The sequence below is a fragment of the Myxococcales bacterium genome (assembly GCA_022184915.1).
Lineage (GTDB): Bacteria > Myxococcota_A > Polyangia > Fen-1088 > Fen-1088 > JAGTJU01.
The window spans coordinates 53,942-67,887 of sequence record JAGTJU010000003.1 but is presented as its reverse complement, the minus strand read 5'-3'; the positions used below and the strand labels follow the sequence as shown (position 1 = coordinate 67,887).

Here is a 13,946-nt window from a genome sequence, read left to right as displayed (position 1 = left end):
ATCAGAGACCGATCAAAAGCGCGACTAAGTCGGCCCCGCAATTGCTGCGCTTTTTGCAGGCGTGCCGGGGCGTGCGCGCGGCAGGACGCTCGAGGGCTCCGGTCTGCCCTGCCTGGGCTGGCGTCGCCCCGGCCGAGGGAGCTTGGCCGACGTCAGGCCTGCCGCTGACGTACGTGCTGCCCCGCCCGCTTACTTGCTCTTTTTGGCGCGGGGCTTTTTGTCGCCCTCGCCCTCGCCCTCGCCCTCGCCCTCGGCGCGTGCGGCTTCCACCTCGGCCTCGGCGGCGCTGGCACGGCTTTCGAGCACGGCCACCTGGTCTTCCAGGTTTTGAATGGTGTTGCGCAGGTTCGAGACCTCGTCCTGGGTGGCCAGGCCGAACATGCCGCCCGCCACCTTTCCGCACTGGTCGAGCTTGGTTTTGACCGTTCCGCCCAGGCTCATGGCCTTCATCGCGGCGTTCATGAGCCGGGGATCGGTCATGAGGCGGGTCACCTGGGGGCTGCCAGCCAGCTTCATGGCCTGGCCCATCATCACGTCTTTTACGGAGCTGAAAAGGGACATCTTGAAGCGGTGTTTTCCCACGAGGTGTGGCCGGGGTCAACGCGCGCTCGCATACTCTCGCAGGTCGAGTCGCTCGGCCCAGGCGAGCCTGGTGTGACGCGGGCCATCGTCCGGGACGGTCCGGCCGGGGGCAGCGGTGGCCTCTCGACGAGAAATACGGTGGAAACGAGACCAACGGACAGCGCCTCGCTCGAAGCGGCCCCCGCGGCAGGGGGAAACGGCATCGTGTCCGCGGCCTCCTCGTTGTCCGCGGCGCTGCCGTCGCCCGGAGCGCCTCTCGGCCTCGAGGACCCGAGCGGCCGCCGCCTGACGTACCTGCGCGTCTCGATCACCGACCGCTGCAACTACCGGTGCACCTACTGCATGCCCGAGGACGGTGTGGACCACACCCGGAAAGAGGACGTGCTTTCCTTCGAGGAGATCGCCGCCCTGGTGCAGGTCTTCGTGGCGCTGGGGCTTCGCCGCGTCCGTCTGACCGGGGGGGAGCCCACCGTGAGGAAGGATCTCCTCACGCTCGTGGCCATGGTGGCGGCCATCCCGGGGCTCGAAGATCTGGCGCTGTCCACGAACGGCCATCGGCTGGCGGAGCTGGCCGAGCCTCTTTCGCGGGCAGGCGTGCGCCGCCTGAATGTGAGCCTCGACAGCCTCGACCCCGACAAGTTCGCTCGCATCACCCGGCGGGGGGTGCTCGCGGAGGTGCTCGCAGGTTTGTCGGCCGCGCGGAACGCAGGGTTTGCGCAGATCAAGCTCAACGCGGTGGCCATCAAGGGCTTCAACGATGACGAGGTGGCCTCGTTGTGTTCGTTCGCCTGGGAGCAGGGCTTCGTGCCTCGCTTCATCGAACAGATGCCCATGGGCGAGGGCGCCCTCTACGTTCCCGGCGCGCTCATGTCGGCCGCCGAGATCCGCCACGCCCTGCTGGCCGCCCACCCGGGGGCCGCGCTGATCGCCGACGAGGCCCACGACGTCCGGGGCGGCGGGCCTGCGCGCTATCTTCGTCTCGAAGCGAAGGACTGGGCAGGGCCGCCCCGCCGCGTGGGCATCATCAGTCCAATCACCGAGCATTTTTGCGACACGTGCAACCGCGTACGGCTCTCGTCGGCGGGCACCCTGGCCACCTGTCTTGCCCACGATGGGGGCGCCGATCTGCGCGAGCCGCTTCGTCGCGGGGGACCCGACGCCGTTGCCGCTGCCATTCGGCAGGCCGTGGCGGTCAAGCCGCCGTCCCATCTTTTTCAGGCCGGGGGGACGGGGGGGCCGCGCAAGCTGATGGTCCACATCGGCGGCTGAGCGCATCCGAAAAGGGGACACCCCGGGGCTTCGGTATAAACTCCGCGTCGTATGCCCTCTGCCAAGCTCGAGACCCAGATTCAGCGCCTGCGGGGCGCGTTCGAGGAGCGCCTGGCGCGCCTCGTGGAGATTCCCTCCGTGTCGATGGACCCGGCGCGCAAGACCGACATCGCCCGCTGCGCCGAGGAGGCCTCAGCCTGCCTGCGCGAGATCGGCGCCGAGGTGGACCTGGTACCCACGGGGGGCAACCCCTTGGTGGTGGGTCGGTTGATGCGAGATCCGAAGCTGCCCACGGTGACCATCTACAACCACCTGGACGTGCAGCCGGCGGATCCGGCCGAATGGAAGACCCCGCCCTTTACCTTCACGCGCAAGGGGCTGCGCTACTTCGCGCGAGGGACCACCGACGACAAGGGCCCCGCCTTGGCGGCTTTGTTCGGCGCGAAGCTGGCCGTCGCCGACGACGTGGGGCTCAACATTCAGTTTTTGTGGGAGCTCGAAGAGGAAATAGGAAGCCCCAACTTCGACGCGGGCCTGGCCCGGCTCACGAAGGGAAAGCAGCCCTTCACCACGGACTCGGTGGTGGTCTCCGACACGATCTGGATCTCCGCGGGCCGCCCTGCGATCCCTTACGGCTTGCGGGGTTTGCTGGCGTTCACCGTCCGGCTCGAAACGGGGGCGAAGGACGTGCACTCTGGGACCACGGGAGGCGCTGCCCGCAACCCTGTGGGTGAACTGGCCGCGCTCATCGCCACCTGTTACGACGCGCGGACCGGCAAGGTGAAGATCCCAGGGTTTTACCGTGACGTACGCAAGCTGACGACCAGGGAGCGGCAGAGCTTTGCCCGGGCGGGGTTCTCTCGCCGCAAGTTCCAGGCGGCTCACGAGCTGCACAAGGTGCGCTTCGACGACGACGAGACCCTGATGCAGGCGATCATGGCGCAACCCACCTTCGAGGTACACGGCCTCGTGGGCGGCTACACCGGACCGGGCGTCAAGACCATCGTGCCCCATGCCGCCGAGGCGAAGCTGTCCACGCGGCTCGTGGCGGACCAAGATCCGAACGAGGTGTTCGCTCTCATCAAGGCCTTCATCAAGAAGCATTGCCCCGACGCCATCGTCGAGAAGGAAGGGGTGCTCGAGCCTTATTTGGGGGACCTCGGTGGCCCCTACCAGGACGCAGCGGCCCGGGCCATGAAAGGAGCCTTCGGGCGGGCGCCCGCGTTCACGCGCGAGGGGGGCTCGATCGGCGCCGTCTTGACCATGCAGCGTCGCCTCGCGGCGCCCATCGTGTTCGCGGGCCTCTCGTTGCCCGAGCACGGCTACCACGCCGTCGACGAGAACTTCGATTGGCCCCAGAGCGCCGGCGGCATGAACATGTTTTATCGGTACTTTTTCGAGCTGGCCAACCTGCCACAGGCCGCGCAGTCCCCCAAGCGAAAGAAGGGGGCGCGCGCCTGACCCGGGTCGTCCCCTTCCACCTCTGGACGCCTCCCCCGGATGTGGCCATGCCGGCCGCGGGGGCCTTGCTGCGAAGTCCCTTCGACCCTCTCGGGCCAGAGCCTCTGGCCCGGGCGGCGGCGCTCGAGGTCATGCAGGATCTCGATGCGGGGGCCCTGGGTCGTGCGCTGGCCGCGGCAGGCGAAGGGAAGATGTTCGGGGTGCTCGTGGGCGTGGATCGGAGGGGGCGGCTTGGGTACCTCAAAGCGTTCTCCGGCACCTGGTTCGGGGCCTGGGAGCTGCCTGGCTTCGTGCCCCCCGTCTTCGACCGCGCCGCGCGGGCGTCCCTCGAGCCCGCCGGGGCCGCGGTGGTGGCGGCGCTCGAGGCGCGTGAGGCCGCGTTCGCCGCGTCGTCGGGCTTCACAGCGGCGCATGCCGCCCGCGAGGCGCATGCACAGCAAACGCACGCGGAGCGCGCGGCCCTGCAGGCGGAGCTCCGGGCGCGCAAGGAGGCGCGGGCCGAGGCACGGCAGCGGCTGCAGGCGGAAGGGGCGGCCGCCGCGGCGTTCGAGGAGCTCGAAGGGCAGAGCCGCGGCGACAAAGCGCGGCGGCGGCGCTTCGAGGCCGTGCAGGCGGCTGCGACGGCAGCTCTCGAGGCCCGCTTTGCGCCGCTGGCCCGGCGGCTGAGGGCGCACGGTCGGCTCAAGCGACTCGTATGCAGACGCCTCATGCGCGCGCTTCACGACACCTACGTTCTGACGAATGCACACGGCATGTCTCTGCCGCTCCGTGCGGCCTTCGCCCCCGCGGCGCCGCCTGCGGGGGCAGCAGACTGCGCCGCACCCAAGCTTTTGGCGTTCGCGCTGGCGGAGGGTCTACGCCCGCTCGCGCTGGCCGAGTTCTGGTGGGGGGCCTCCCCGCGGTCCGAAACCCGAACACACGGTGTGTTCTACCCCGCGTGCCGCGGCAAGTGTGGACCCGTGCTCGGTTTCCTGTTGCAGGGGCTCCCGGTGGCGGCCGCTCACAGCGCCACGCCTGCGGTGCCGCCACCGCTGCCCATCGTGTTCGAGGACGAGTGGCTCTGCGTCGTGAACAAGCCCGCGGGCCTGCTGTCCGTGCCTGGCCGGGGCGCCGAAAACCAGGACAGCGTGCTTCGTCGGCTCGAGGCGCACGCCCGGGCAGGGCAGCCCCTTTTCCTCGTTCACCGTCTCGACCAGGACACCTCGGGGCTGCTGGTGGCCGCCAAAACGAAAGCGGCGTACGTGAACCTCCAGAAGCAGTTTCGGGATCGGTTGGTGAAAAAGGACTACGTCGCCCTGGCCGAGGGGCGCTTGCAGGGGGCAGGGTGCATCGACTTGCCCCTGCGTCTCGACGTGGATGACCGGCCCCGCCAGCTGCACGATCCGGAAAGGGGAAAGCCAGCGTCCACCCGCTGGAAGGTGCTGGGACACGAGGGGCCGCATACGCGCCTGGCCATGCAACCCTTGACCGGGCGCACGCACCAGCTTCGGGTGCATGCGGCGCACCCGCTGGGCCTGGCTGCGCCTCTGGTGGGCGACCGCCTCTATGGGCGGGGAGGGGGCCGCTTGATGTTGCATGCGGCGGGGCTTGCGTTCACACATCCCGCCTCTGGACTGCCTCTGCACGTCACGACGGAGGTGCCGTTCTGATGTCCCCTGCCCGCGACGGTGGTACAAACGACCGCACTGCCACCATCATGCCTTCCGCTGCCGCTCACGTGCTTTTCCTCTGCACCGGAAACTACTACCGGAGTCGTTTCGCCGAGCTGGTGTTCAATCACCACGCCCGTCAGCTCGGCTTGCCGCACCAGGCGTCATCCGCCGGGCTCGCGGAGCGCTGCTGGGAGCGCAACCCCGGCGCCCTGTCCCCCCACACGCGCGAGGCGCTGAGCGTCCGCGGCATCGCGTACGACCCAAACCGCCTGCCCTGTGATGTGACGCAGGAAGCGCTCGCGTCGGCCACCCTGGTGATCGCGGTCAAGGAGGACGAGCACCGGCCCATGGTGGCAGCGCGCTTTCCGCAGTGGACCGACCGGATTTTGTACTGGGCGTTTGACGACGTCTACGACCAGCCCGCCACCACGGTGTTGCCCGCCCTGGAAGCCGCCGTCAGGCAGCTTCTGGCGCGGCTGGCAGGCGGCCCCCCGGATGGCGTCCTGCGCCAGGCGCGCGCCGCGCCCCGACGATCGGTTTGGCTCGGCTTTCCCCGGGCTGCTACGATTGCCGGCATGAGCAACACCGCACCTGCCCCCGTGTCCAAGTCGGCTGCGGTCAAGATCGTGGCCACGGTGGTGGTCATCGTGGGCCTGGTGTCCGGGCTTTTGTTGACTTCGACGAAGGAAGAAACGGCCTACTACAAGCACGTGGACGAGGTGATGACCTCCCCCGCTGCCTGGCAAGGCAAAAAGCTGCAGGTGCATGGCTACGTGGTGCCGGCCAGCATCGAGAAAAAGCCCGGCACCCTCGACTACCGCTTCATCGTGGAAAGCCGCTCGCCCCGCGCCCCGCAAAAACTGGCCGTCTACTACCGCGGGATCGTGCCGGACACCTTCAAGTCAGACTCCGAAGTGGTGGTGACGGGCATGCTCGAAGGCAGCGAGCAGCTCAAAGGTGAATCCATCCAGGCCAAGTGCCCCTCGCGCTACGAAGCGAAAGAGGGCTCGAACTTGATCGGCAACGCGCCCACGCCCAACACCGGCTCGTAGGCGTCCCTCAAAGCGTCTTCAAGTACTCGACCAGCGCCCAGCGGTCGTCCTCCGAAATCGGGGGCAGCCACGCGAGCCGGGGCGCACCGTCGGGACCCCGCGCCGGCCGTCCCTCGGGGTCGAGTTCCATTACGGGGGTGACACCGGCGGCGTACTCGTGGCCCGCGTTGCTGTTGCCGGGTAGGGTCGCGTCGAAGACGAAGAGTGCGGGTCGTTTGGTGGCCGAGGGCGTCTCGAAGCCGACCTTGACCGGGTCGAAGCGTCGGCTACCCACGGTAAACGATCGTGATCGGCAGGGCGTGCCGGGGTCCGCAGGCGGGCCTTCGGCGCAGCTGGGCAAAAACAGCTCGTAGAGATTCGGCACGGAGCCGTTGTGCAGGTAGGGCGCCGTGGCCCAAATCCCATTGAGGGGGCGCGCCTTGTAGACCAGCAGATCGTCGACCACGTCGCGGTTGCCCACGGGCACGTGATCGACGTGCCTCGAGGGGTTTTTGATGGTCGTGTCCAAGAGGCCCGTGGCCAGCTCGTAGCCCAGGTCCCACCAGCGCCGCAGGAACCAGCGGTCGGGATCGGGCCGCGTGATCACGCGCTTGATGGCTGAGCCCAAGGCCTTGTGCGCGGGGGTGGTGCGCCCATGGCGCCCGGGGCTGTTCGCGTAGGGCTCGCCCTCGATCAAGCCCGCGAGCCCCTCGAGGGTGGCTGCGTTGCGCGCCATCGTGGGATCGGTGCCCACGCGGGGCAAGCTGATGAGCTGGGCGACGACCCGTCGCTTCGTACTTTCGCGATCGCCGATCGGTTCGTGGCAGGTCCCGCATCGGTACCGCTCGAACACTTTGCGCCCCTGCGCCGCCCGCTTCGGATCGATGGCGGGAAGCACGGCGGGCCAAAGCGGTGACCAGAGCTTTTCGCGGAGCTGCCGCTCCATGCGGTTCAGGTTCGGGAGCACCACCGAGGACGCGCCCGTATCGAGGTCGAAGCTGGCGAAGGAGCCCAGCGCCTCGCCCACGTTGCGCGCGGCCACTTGGTTCTTCTCGTTGCTGATGAGCCCGTTCCACTGCACGTAATCGTGTAGCGGCGTGTCCCAGAGAAAAGGATACGAGACGGGTGCGTTGCTGGGGTTCGTGTTGTGGGGATCGTCGGGTGTCAGGCGCGTGAAGACACGGTTGAAGATGCGGCCGAAGGCGTCCACCCGGCCGTAGCCGTAGCGAGGCACGCCGCCGTGGTTCTGGCGGTTCTCTCCGGACAGCCGCGCGTGCCACGTTGCGAGTTCCGTGCGCAGCTTTGCACGTTGCTCGTACGTCGCTGCGGGAGCGGTTCCCTGTACCGCGGCGGCCAGCCTCCGGAATTTTGCTTCGTCCCGCAAGGTGGCGGCGAGCGACGCTTCGAGGCCTTCCAGAAACCCTTGTAGATCGGCCAGCGCAGGGCCGCCATCGATCCGAATGCCCACTTCGCCATAGTCGAGCTGCCCTGTGTGGCAGGCGGCGCAGGTCAAGCCCACGTAAGCGCGGCCGCGGTACGTGTCCTTGACGAAGCCCACCGGCAGAGCGTCCGGATTGTCCCACGTGGGCTTGGAGAGCAGGTACCGGTACCGAAGCATGTTGGCGTCGTCGCGAAACGCTTGGGTCGAGGACGCTTGCTCGAGATGCAAAAACAGCTCGTAGGGCAAGAGGTTCGAGCCCTGGGTGGTGTTGTAGAACCAAAGGCTGTCGGTTTCGTCCCAGCCCTGGTCCACGTACACGATGCGGCGGGTGTGATCCCCCAAGGGGTCGTTGGGACTTGGCTTGGCCCCCCGATCTACGGGCGCCCGGAAGCCCTGTGACATGTAGCCGCACGCCACGAGCGCGAGGAGAGTCGAAGCAAAGCCGCACGTCTTCAGCGCGCGTCCACCGCGGATCATGCTTTCACCTGGGGTTCAGTCCTGTCGCAAGCCGTCCACCGCGCGCAGGTGGCTGGCCTTGATCGCCGGATAAAGGGTGGCAAGCAGGCAGATCGCCAGAGCCAGCGCGGGCACCAAAAGAACCTCCACGGGGGAGATCTGAACGGGCAGACGCTCGATGAGATAAACCTTGGGATCCAGTGCGTAGCCGTAGCGCTGCACGATGCTGCAGAGTGAGAGCCCGAGGGTCAGCCCCAAGCCGCCTCCGGCGATGCCCACCACGGCCCCCGCCGCCAAGAAGATCCCCAAGATGGGGCGGGCCCGGGCGCCCATGGATCCCAGGATGGCGATCTCTCGCTCCTTCGTGCGCACGATCAGAAAGAGAGAAGCCAGGATGTTGAACGCCGCCACCACGATGATGATGAGCAGGACGATCGAGATCACCACCTTCTGCATCGTGAGCGCCGTGAACAGATTGCCGTTCAGCGTGCGCCAGTCCATCACGCGGAAGGCGGGGCCAAGGCGCTGCTCCACTTCGGGCACCAGCGCAAGCGCCGCGAAGGGATCTGCGAAGCGAAGCTCCATGCCAAAGATGGACTGCCGTGCGCCTGCCAGCCGCTGGGCGTCCTCGAGGTTCACGTAGGCCAGCCGCGAGTCGTACTCGTTGAAGCCCAGATGGAAGATACCCACGACCTTGAACGGGTAGGACGGGACGGAATCGTCGTTTTTGGCAGAGAACGGCACCAGCACCGCAACGCAATCGCCGACCTTCGCCCGGAGCTTTTGCGCCAGCTCCACGCCCAGCAACATGCGGCCGGCGTCTTCCGGGGGGCCTGGCACGTCCCCGGGAAACAGAGGCTTGGGTTGACACTGGGCGTTTTGCCCCAGGGCTGCAAAGCTCCCTGCTTCGACGGTGGGAGCGAGATCGGTGCCGCCGCGAGACATGTCCACGCCTTTGAGATTCGCGCCGGCTTTGCCGATCATCACCTCGCCCGCCGAAAGCGAAAAGCGCTCCATGCGAACGAGGCCGGGAAGCCCGGCGAGCTTGGCTTCGATCTCGGCGGCCTCTCGTGCGGTCTCGGCTTCGCCGGGCTTTCCATAGCTCGTGACGATCAAGTGGCCGTTCACGGCCAAAACTTTCTTCTGGAACTCGCGCTCGAAGCCACTCGTCACGGACAGCACCACCACGAGTGATGCCACCCCCAGGGCGACCCCCAACGTGGACACCGCCGTGAAGATGGAAAACAGGTTCAGCAGCAAGGTAAGGGCGAACGCCACGGAGGCTCCGAAGAGCAGGAAGGCGCCGAGGGTCTCGAGGGCCCGGCCCCGGCCGTGGCCGCCCAAAAACGTGACAAGGCCCACCAGCAGCAAGCCGGCCGAGACGACGAGGGCCATCCGCGCGCCCTTCGAAGCGGTGCGGCGTCTCAAGTATCTGAGGGCCACGGTGCGCTCGAGGTCGAACCCGAAGAGATGCACCACGAAGCCGAACACGGCCACCTCGGCCGCCAGCACCGACAACACGGTGCGTTCGCTGGGAATCGCCACGGCAGAGGCGATGAGCGCCAGGGTGGCGAAAAGAGCGATGAGGCGGGCGATGCGGGCGAGCATGGACGAGACGAAACAGGACAGGCGTTTTCGCGGGGAGGTCGCGAATTCCGCGAGCCAGACGCGGGGGACGCTAGCCGCCCGGGCACGTCCGGTCAAATGAAGGCGGCCTCGGGTCGTCGTTCCTTGACAGGCCAAAGCCTGGCCCCTTACCGTGTGAACGCATGCCTGTGCCGCGCCGCTTTGGCCCCCGATGGTCGCGATGCTCGCGCCGCCTGCTCGGGCGCCTGACGAACGCCGTCGTGCTGGGCGCTGCCTTGCTCCCCGGTGTGGCCGAGGCGGGACGACTCGACCTTTCGTTGTTGAATCTGTGCCAGCCGAGTGCGCCCCGCGGCCTGGCCGGCGGCCAGGCGAGCGAGTGCGCGTGGGTAGAGCGAGACGCAGACGGCGCGGTGTCGCGCGTGGTGCTGGACCCCGAGGCGTCGAGCCGGTTTCGCAGTCTGATGTCTGAGCTCGGCATGGTCATGGCCCCGCAGGTGGTGACGCCCGCGGATACCATCGGCTTTGCCGGATTTCAGGTCTCGGCCGAGCTGGGCCTCACCCGCATCAGCAACCAGGAGCGCCACTGGGACGGGGTCAAGGGCGTGTCTCCCCAGAACCGTCTCGCTGACCGTCCCGACGCCTGGTTGTCCACGATCGGTGTCTTCGTGAAGAAGGGCATTTGGCTGCCACTGCCTTCCATGGAGGTGGGCACGGGAGTGGTTCACCTGCTTCAGTCCCAGCTCGTCGCTTACCAGGCGTATGCCAAGCTGGCGTTGCACGAGGGCTTTCACGATTGGCCTTTGCCCTCGGTGGCGCTGCGCGCAGGGCTATCCCATGTGACCGGTTCGGCGGAGGCGCGGCTCGACGTGGCCAGCTTCGATGCTCTGGCCTCGAAGGCTTTTGGCATCGGAGGCACCTTTCGGTTCGAGCCCTTCGGGGGCTGGAGCTACCTCCTCATCAAGGCCAAAAGCGGGGTCATCGATGCCACGCCGGCCTGCGACGGGGTCCTCTCGGAGGCAGGTCTCTCGGGCGGTCCGGGGTGCGGCCCGGCCCTGCCCGATCGCGACCTCCAGGCGAACTTTTCGTTTTCCGACCAGAGCACCATCGTGCGGCAAAGGTTCTTCGGGGGCGTGAAGCTGAAGTTTGCGAGCGTCTTCGTGGCGGGGCAGTACGAATACGCCCCTCCGGGCCGCTCCCGCGATGATGTGCAGGTGAGTGGAGGCAGCGCGGCTCGCGACGGGAGCGGCCGGCAAGACCGCGTGACCCTCAGCGGTGGGTTCGACTTTTGAGTGTGGCGGCGCGCAAGGCCACCAAAGAAAAAGGCACCGCAGTTCGCCTGGCGGCGGGCGTCTTTCGCCTCGCCGAGATGCGATCTCGGTGCCTAGCCGCAGAGCGGCCCTGCCGGAGCGTGCTTGTCGGGTCGTTCCTCCGACACCAGCTTCGTCCGCCGGCGCCGCAAGAAAGGGCGACAGGTCACGCCTGCAGACCGGTACGGATGATCCGCCGAAGTCCCTCGACAGGCAGCTTCGGGGAGCGTTTCTCTTCCTCGAAAATGATCTGAGCGAGGGTGGCGGTGGTGAGATCCTGCTGGGTGGTCTTGTCAGTCACCCGGATCTCGTCGCCGTTGCGAATCATCTGCGCAATCTGCTGCAGCGTCACGTAACGGCTGTCGGTTGTGTCGTACAGTTTGCGGTTCGAGTAACGTTTGATCACGCGCGTGGCCATGCTTGTCAGTTTGACCCCCACGGTTCAATGCGTCAACTTCTAATTCGCAGTGCGTTGAAATCACTCGGGTTTTTCCGAGCCAGGCTCCTCGACAAGCCCACATCTGCGAATGATGCGACGAGCCGCAACGGGCCCCACCGCGAGGGGAGGTACAGTCCGGGGCTAGGAGGGATTCTCTAATGTAAACAGCTAGTTACAAGCTGTTTGGGAAAGACCACCCGGTGGTGTTCCGGTGCGGTTACGTTTCGCTCTTGGCGCCGGGTTCGGGCGCCTGGGGCCCGTCTTTGAGCTCGGGCTTTTTCGGGGTCACGTCGATCTCGCCCCCCGTGTTCACAGCGCGCTTGAAATTACGAATGGCCTTGCCGAGGCCGTCGCCCAGCTGAGGGAGCTTCGTGGCACCGAAGACGATGATGACGATGACGAGAATAACGATCCATTCGGAGCCGCCGAGCATGGGAACCCTCCAGTGAACTGAAACCCCTCTATACCACCTGCCCCAAGAGCGAGCAAACACGCGTTCCCACAAACGATCTGGGCTCTGCCGGGGGGCGCGTGACGCCTTTTTTGGAGGCCCGCCCGGGTTGCCGCTACCATCACGAGACGCGCATGGCTCGCTCTGTCCACACCCAGATTCGGCTCGGCTTTTCGGTCGCGCTGGGGCTGGTCTTGCTTCCCTCCGTGGTCCCCGGAGCGCGCGTGGTGCGCGCGGAGCCCCTCGACGGCCCGGACGAGCGCGAGAGGCGGGCCGTTCGGGGTGTGCCGCTCGACGAGACGGGCCTTGCCGAAAGCCCGGAGCTGCGCGAGCTGCGTCGCTTCGAGGCGCGCACGTTCCCGCGCCCCGGAGCCCCCCCCGTCAAGGTGTACGAGCCTGAAGATCCCCAGGGGGAAGCGGTGGGGGAGGCCCTGCCCGATAGGCTGCCCGGCCGGTGGAGCGGCAGTGGTGATTTGCCTCCCGTGTTGCGCTCCCCCGCGCACGACCGGACGGCGGAAGAGCCCGCGCTCGCGCCGCACGCCCCGTGGCTGCAATCGCTCAGCGTGCCCGAGCTGCCCGTGCGCTGGCACCCGAGCGTGCTGCGCTATCTCGAGTTCTTCAAGTCGGACGAGCGGGGGCGCGCCATCATGAGCAGCTGGCGCCGCCGCCTGGGCCGCTACCAGGCCGCCTTTGCCGCGGTTGCCGACGCGCGAGGGCGTACCGAAGGACCTGGTCTACCTGGCGATGGTCGAGAGCGGCTTCGATCCCGGCGCGTTGTCGAACGCGGGCGCTGGGGGGGTATGGCAGTTCATCAAGGGGGCCGCCCGCGCGTACGGGCTGGAGGTCAGCTACTGGGTGGACAACCGCCGGGACCCCGAGCGGGCGGCCGAGGCCGCTGCCCGCTATCTGAAAGATCTCTACGTGCGCTTCGGCTCGTGGCCGCTGGCCTTCGCGGCCTACAACGCGGGATATGGCGCAGTGTTGAAGTCGATCGCCCGCTACAACACGAACGACTTCTGGGAGCTGGTCAGGCACGAGGCGGGTCTTCCCTGGGAGACCACGCTTTATGTCCCGAAGATCCTGGCGTGTGCGGTGATCGGGCACAACCTCAACGCCTTCGGCTTCGATGCCGTGGCCCCCGATCCGCCCCTGGCCTACGACGTGGTGGAGGTTGCGCCGGGCACGGCTCTCGAGCGCGTGGCGCGCGCGGCGGGGGTGGCCGTGGAAGACGTGCAAAATCTCAACCCGGAGCTCATCCGGGGCCGCACGCCGCCCGATCGAGGTCCCTCGCTCCTGCGGGTGCCTCCGGGTGTTGGCGAGGCCTTCGCTCGGAACTTTCACAAGTCGGCGACCAAGTCCGACCAACTCGAAGCTGTGGTTCTGCGCTTCGGCGAGACGCTCGACGATCTGGCCAAGGCGCGGGGGCTGAGCGCCCGCGAGCTGCGGAAATTGAACGGTCTAGGCGACAGCCGGGAGTTGGCGGGCGGAACGACGGTCGTGGTGCCGCTCGGCCCCCGCCCCGCCGAAGACGAGCTGGCCGCCAAAACCCGTGAGGCGTCGGCGCCTCCGGCGGAGGAGACGATCCTGGTGGCCGTGCCCGACCGGGAATTCAGTTACGAGGGGCGCGAGCGTGTGTTCTACCAGACCAAGAGCGCGGACACGCTGGAGGACGTGGCCGCGGGGTTCGAGGTTTCGATCGAAAACCTGCTCGAGTGGAACAACGTGGATCCCGAGGCGAAGCTCCAGGAGGGCATGATCTTGCAGCTCTTCATCGCCGAGGACTTCGATCGCAACAGCGTGGCCCTGCTCGACCCTGCGAAGCTTCAGGTCGTGACGCTGGGCTCGGAAGAGTTCCTGGCGCTGCGCGCGGCACAGGGAGGCAAAACACGCCTTTCGTACAAGGCCAAGCCGGGGGACACGTTGGCCAAGATCGCGCGGCGCTATGGCTTGCGACCGAACGACCTCGCCCGCATCAACCGCCTGTCGTACAACGCGTCCCTGGAAGAAGGACAGGACGTCATCGTTTACTCGCCTTCGCCCGAGCTGCCGCGCGAACACGCCGTGGGGCACACGGCCCCTGGCGCCCGGCGGCCTGCGGGCGGTGCTTCGGACGCCGCTCATCAGCGGGCGCGTCCGCCCAGCGCCAGCACGAAGACGAGTGCGGCGTCGCAAGCGGGTGGCAAGCCGGCGAGCAAAACGACCTCGCAGCGATCCGCACCCAAGAAGACCGCGACGGCGGCCCCCAAGGGCGGCCGCACGAAGAAGTAGCA

At 67.5% G+C, this 13,946-nt stretch carries 11 protein-coding genes; 6 read left to right on the top strand and 5 right to left on the bottom strand.

Annotated elements, in window-relative coordinates; genetic code table 11:
• Positions 1-189: 189 nt before the first annotated feature.
• Positions 190-561, bottom strand: a complete 372-nt coding sequence (locus KA712_11800) for a hypothetical protein (protein ID MCG5053636.1) — start codon at positions 559-561, stop codon at positions 190-192.
• A 159-nt stretch (positions 562-720) separates the two neighbouring features.
• Between KA712_11800 and moaA the strand changes: the two genes are divergently transcribed.
• The 4 genes from moaA (at position 721) to KA712_11780 (ending at position 6,016) form a co-directional block, all read left to right on the top strand.
• Entirely contained in the window at positions 721-1,851 is a 1,131-nt protein-coding gene (moaA, locus tag KA712_11795) for a GTP 3',8-cyclase MoaA (GenBank protein ID MCG5053635.1), read from the top strand.
• 51 nt (positions 1,852-1,902) lie between these two features.
• Positions 1,903-3,312, top strand: a complete 1,410-nt coding sequence (locus tag KA712_11790) for a M20/M25/M40 family metallo-hydrolase (protein MCG5053634.1) — start codon at positions 1,903-1,905, stop codon at positions 3,310-3,312.
• Positions 3,313-3,503: 191 nt separating this feature from the next.
• On the top strand, positions 3,504-4,961 hold the full coding sequence (locus KA712_11785; GenBank protein MCG5053633.1) for an RluA family pseudouridine synthase: 1,458 nt from the start codon (positions 3,504-3,506) through the stop codon (positions 4,959-4,961).
• Positions 4,961-6,016, top strand: coding sequence for a cytochrome c maturation protein CcmE (locus KA712_11780; GenBank protein MCG5053632.1), 1,056 nt, complete (start codon positions 4,961-4,963; stop codon positions 6,014-6,016). The genes KA712_11785 and KA712_11780 overlap by 1 nt, the downstream gene beginning before the upstream one ends.
• A gap of 7 nt (positions 6,017-6,023) precedes the next feature.
• Here KA712_11780 and KA712_11775 read toward each other — a convergent pair whose 3' ends face one another.
• Both KA712_11775 and KA712_11770 read right to left on the bottom strand, forming a co-directional pair.
• Positions 6,024-7,913 carry a hypothetical protein gene (locus tag KA712_11775; GenBank protein ID MCG5053631.1) on the bottom strand — a complete coding sequence of 630 codons (1,890 nt, stop codon included), beginning with the start codon at positions 7,911-7,913 and terminating at the stop codon, positions 6,024-6,026.
• A 15-nt stretch (positions 7,914-7,928) separates the two neighbouring features.
• Positions 7,929-9,500, bottom strand: coding sequence for an ABC transporter permease (locus KA712_11770; GenBank protein ID MCG5053630.1), 1,572 nt, complete (start codon positions 9,498-9,500; stop codon positions 7,929-7,931).
• 161 nt (positions 9,501-9,661) lie between these two features.
• On the opposite strand from KA712_11770, the gene KA712_11765 reads away from it, so the two are divergent.
• Positions 9,662-10,768, top strand: coding sequence for a hypothetical protein (locus tag KA712_11765; protein MCG5053629.1), 1,107 nt, complete (start codon positions 9,662-9,664; stop codon positions 10,766-10,768).
• A 184-nt stretch (positions 10,769-10,952) separates the two neighbouring features.
• Here KA712_11765 and KA712_11760 read toward each other — a convergent pair whose 3' ends face one another.
• Positions 10,953-11,204, bottom strand: coding sequence for a polyhydroxyalkanoate synthesis regulator DNA-binding domain-containing protein (locus KA712_11760; protein ID MCG5053628.1), 252 nt, complete (start codon positions 11,202-11,204; stop codon positions 10,953-10,955).
• A gap of 238 nt (positions 11,205-11,442) precedes the next feature.
• Positions 11,443-11,658 carry a twin-arginine translocase TatA/TatE family subunit gene (tatA, locus tag KA712_11755; GenBank protein MCG5053627.1) on the bottom strand — a complete coding sequence of 72 codons (216 nt, stop codon included), beginning with the start codon at positions 11,656-11,658 and terminating at the stop codon, positions 11,443-11,445.
• A 708-nt stretch (positions 11,659-12,366) separates the two neighbouring features.
• Between tatA and KA712_11750 the strand changes: the two genes are divergently transcribed.
• Positions 12,367-13,944: a transglycosylase SLT domain-containing protein gene (locus KA712_11750; GenBank protein ID MCG5053626.1), complete on the top strand. Its 1,578-nt coding sequence runs from the start codon at positions 12,367-12,369 to the stop codon at positions 13,942-13,944.
• Positions 13,945-13,946: the final 2 nt, after the last annotated feature.

Coding starts and splice junctions, on each gene's coding strand:
- KA712_11800 (MCG5053636.1), bottom strand. CDS start 561: ATGTCCCTTTTCAGCTCCGTAAAAGACGTGATGATGGGCCAGGCCATG.
- KA712_11790 (MCG5053634.1), top strand. CDS start 1,903: ATGCCCTCTGCCAAGCTCGAGACCCAGATTCAGCGCCTGCGGGGCGCG.
- KA712_11785 (MCG5053633.1), top strand. CDS start 3,504: ATGTTCGGGGTGCTCGTGGGCGTGGATCGGAGGGGGCGGCTTGGGTAC.
- KA712_11780 (MCG5053632.1), top strand. CDS start 4,961: ATGTCCCCTGCCCGCGACGGTGGTACAAACGACCGCACTGCCACCATC.
- KA712_11775 (MCG5053631.1), bottom strand. CDS start 7,913: ATGATCCGCGGTGGACGCGCGCTGAAGACGTGCGGCTTTGCTTCGACT.
- KA712_11770 (MCG5053630.1), bottom strand. CDS start 9,500: ATGCTCGCCCGCATCGCCCGCCTCATCGCTCTTTTCGCCACCCTGGCG.
- KA712_11765 (MCG5053629.1), top strand. CDS start 9,662: ATGCCTGTGCCGCGCCGCTTTGGCCCCCGATGGTCGCGATGCTCGCGC.
- KA712_11760 (MCG5053628.1), bottom strand. CDS start 11,204: ATGGCCACGCGCGTGATCAAACGTTACTCGAACCGCAAACTGTACGAC.
- tatA (MCG5053627.1), bottom strand. CDS start 11,658: ATGCTCGGCGGCTCCGAATGGATCGTTATTCTCGTCATCGTCATCATC.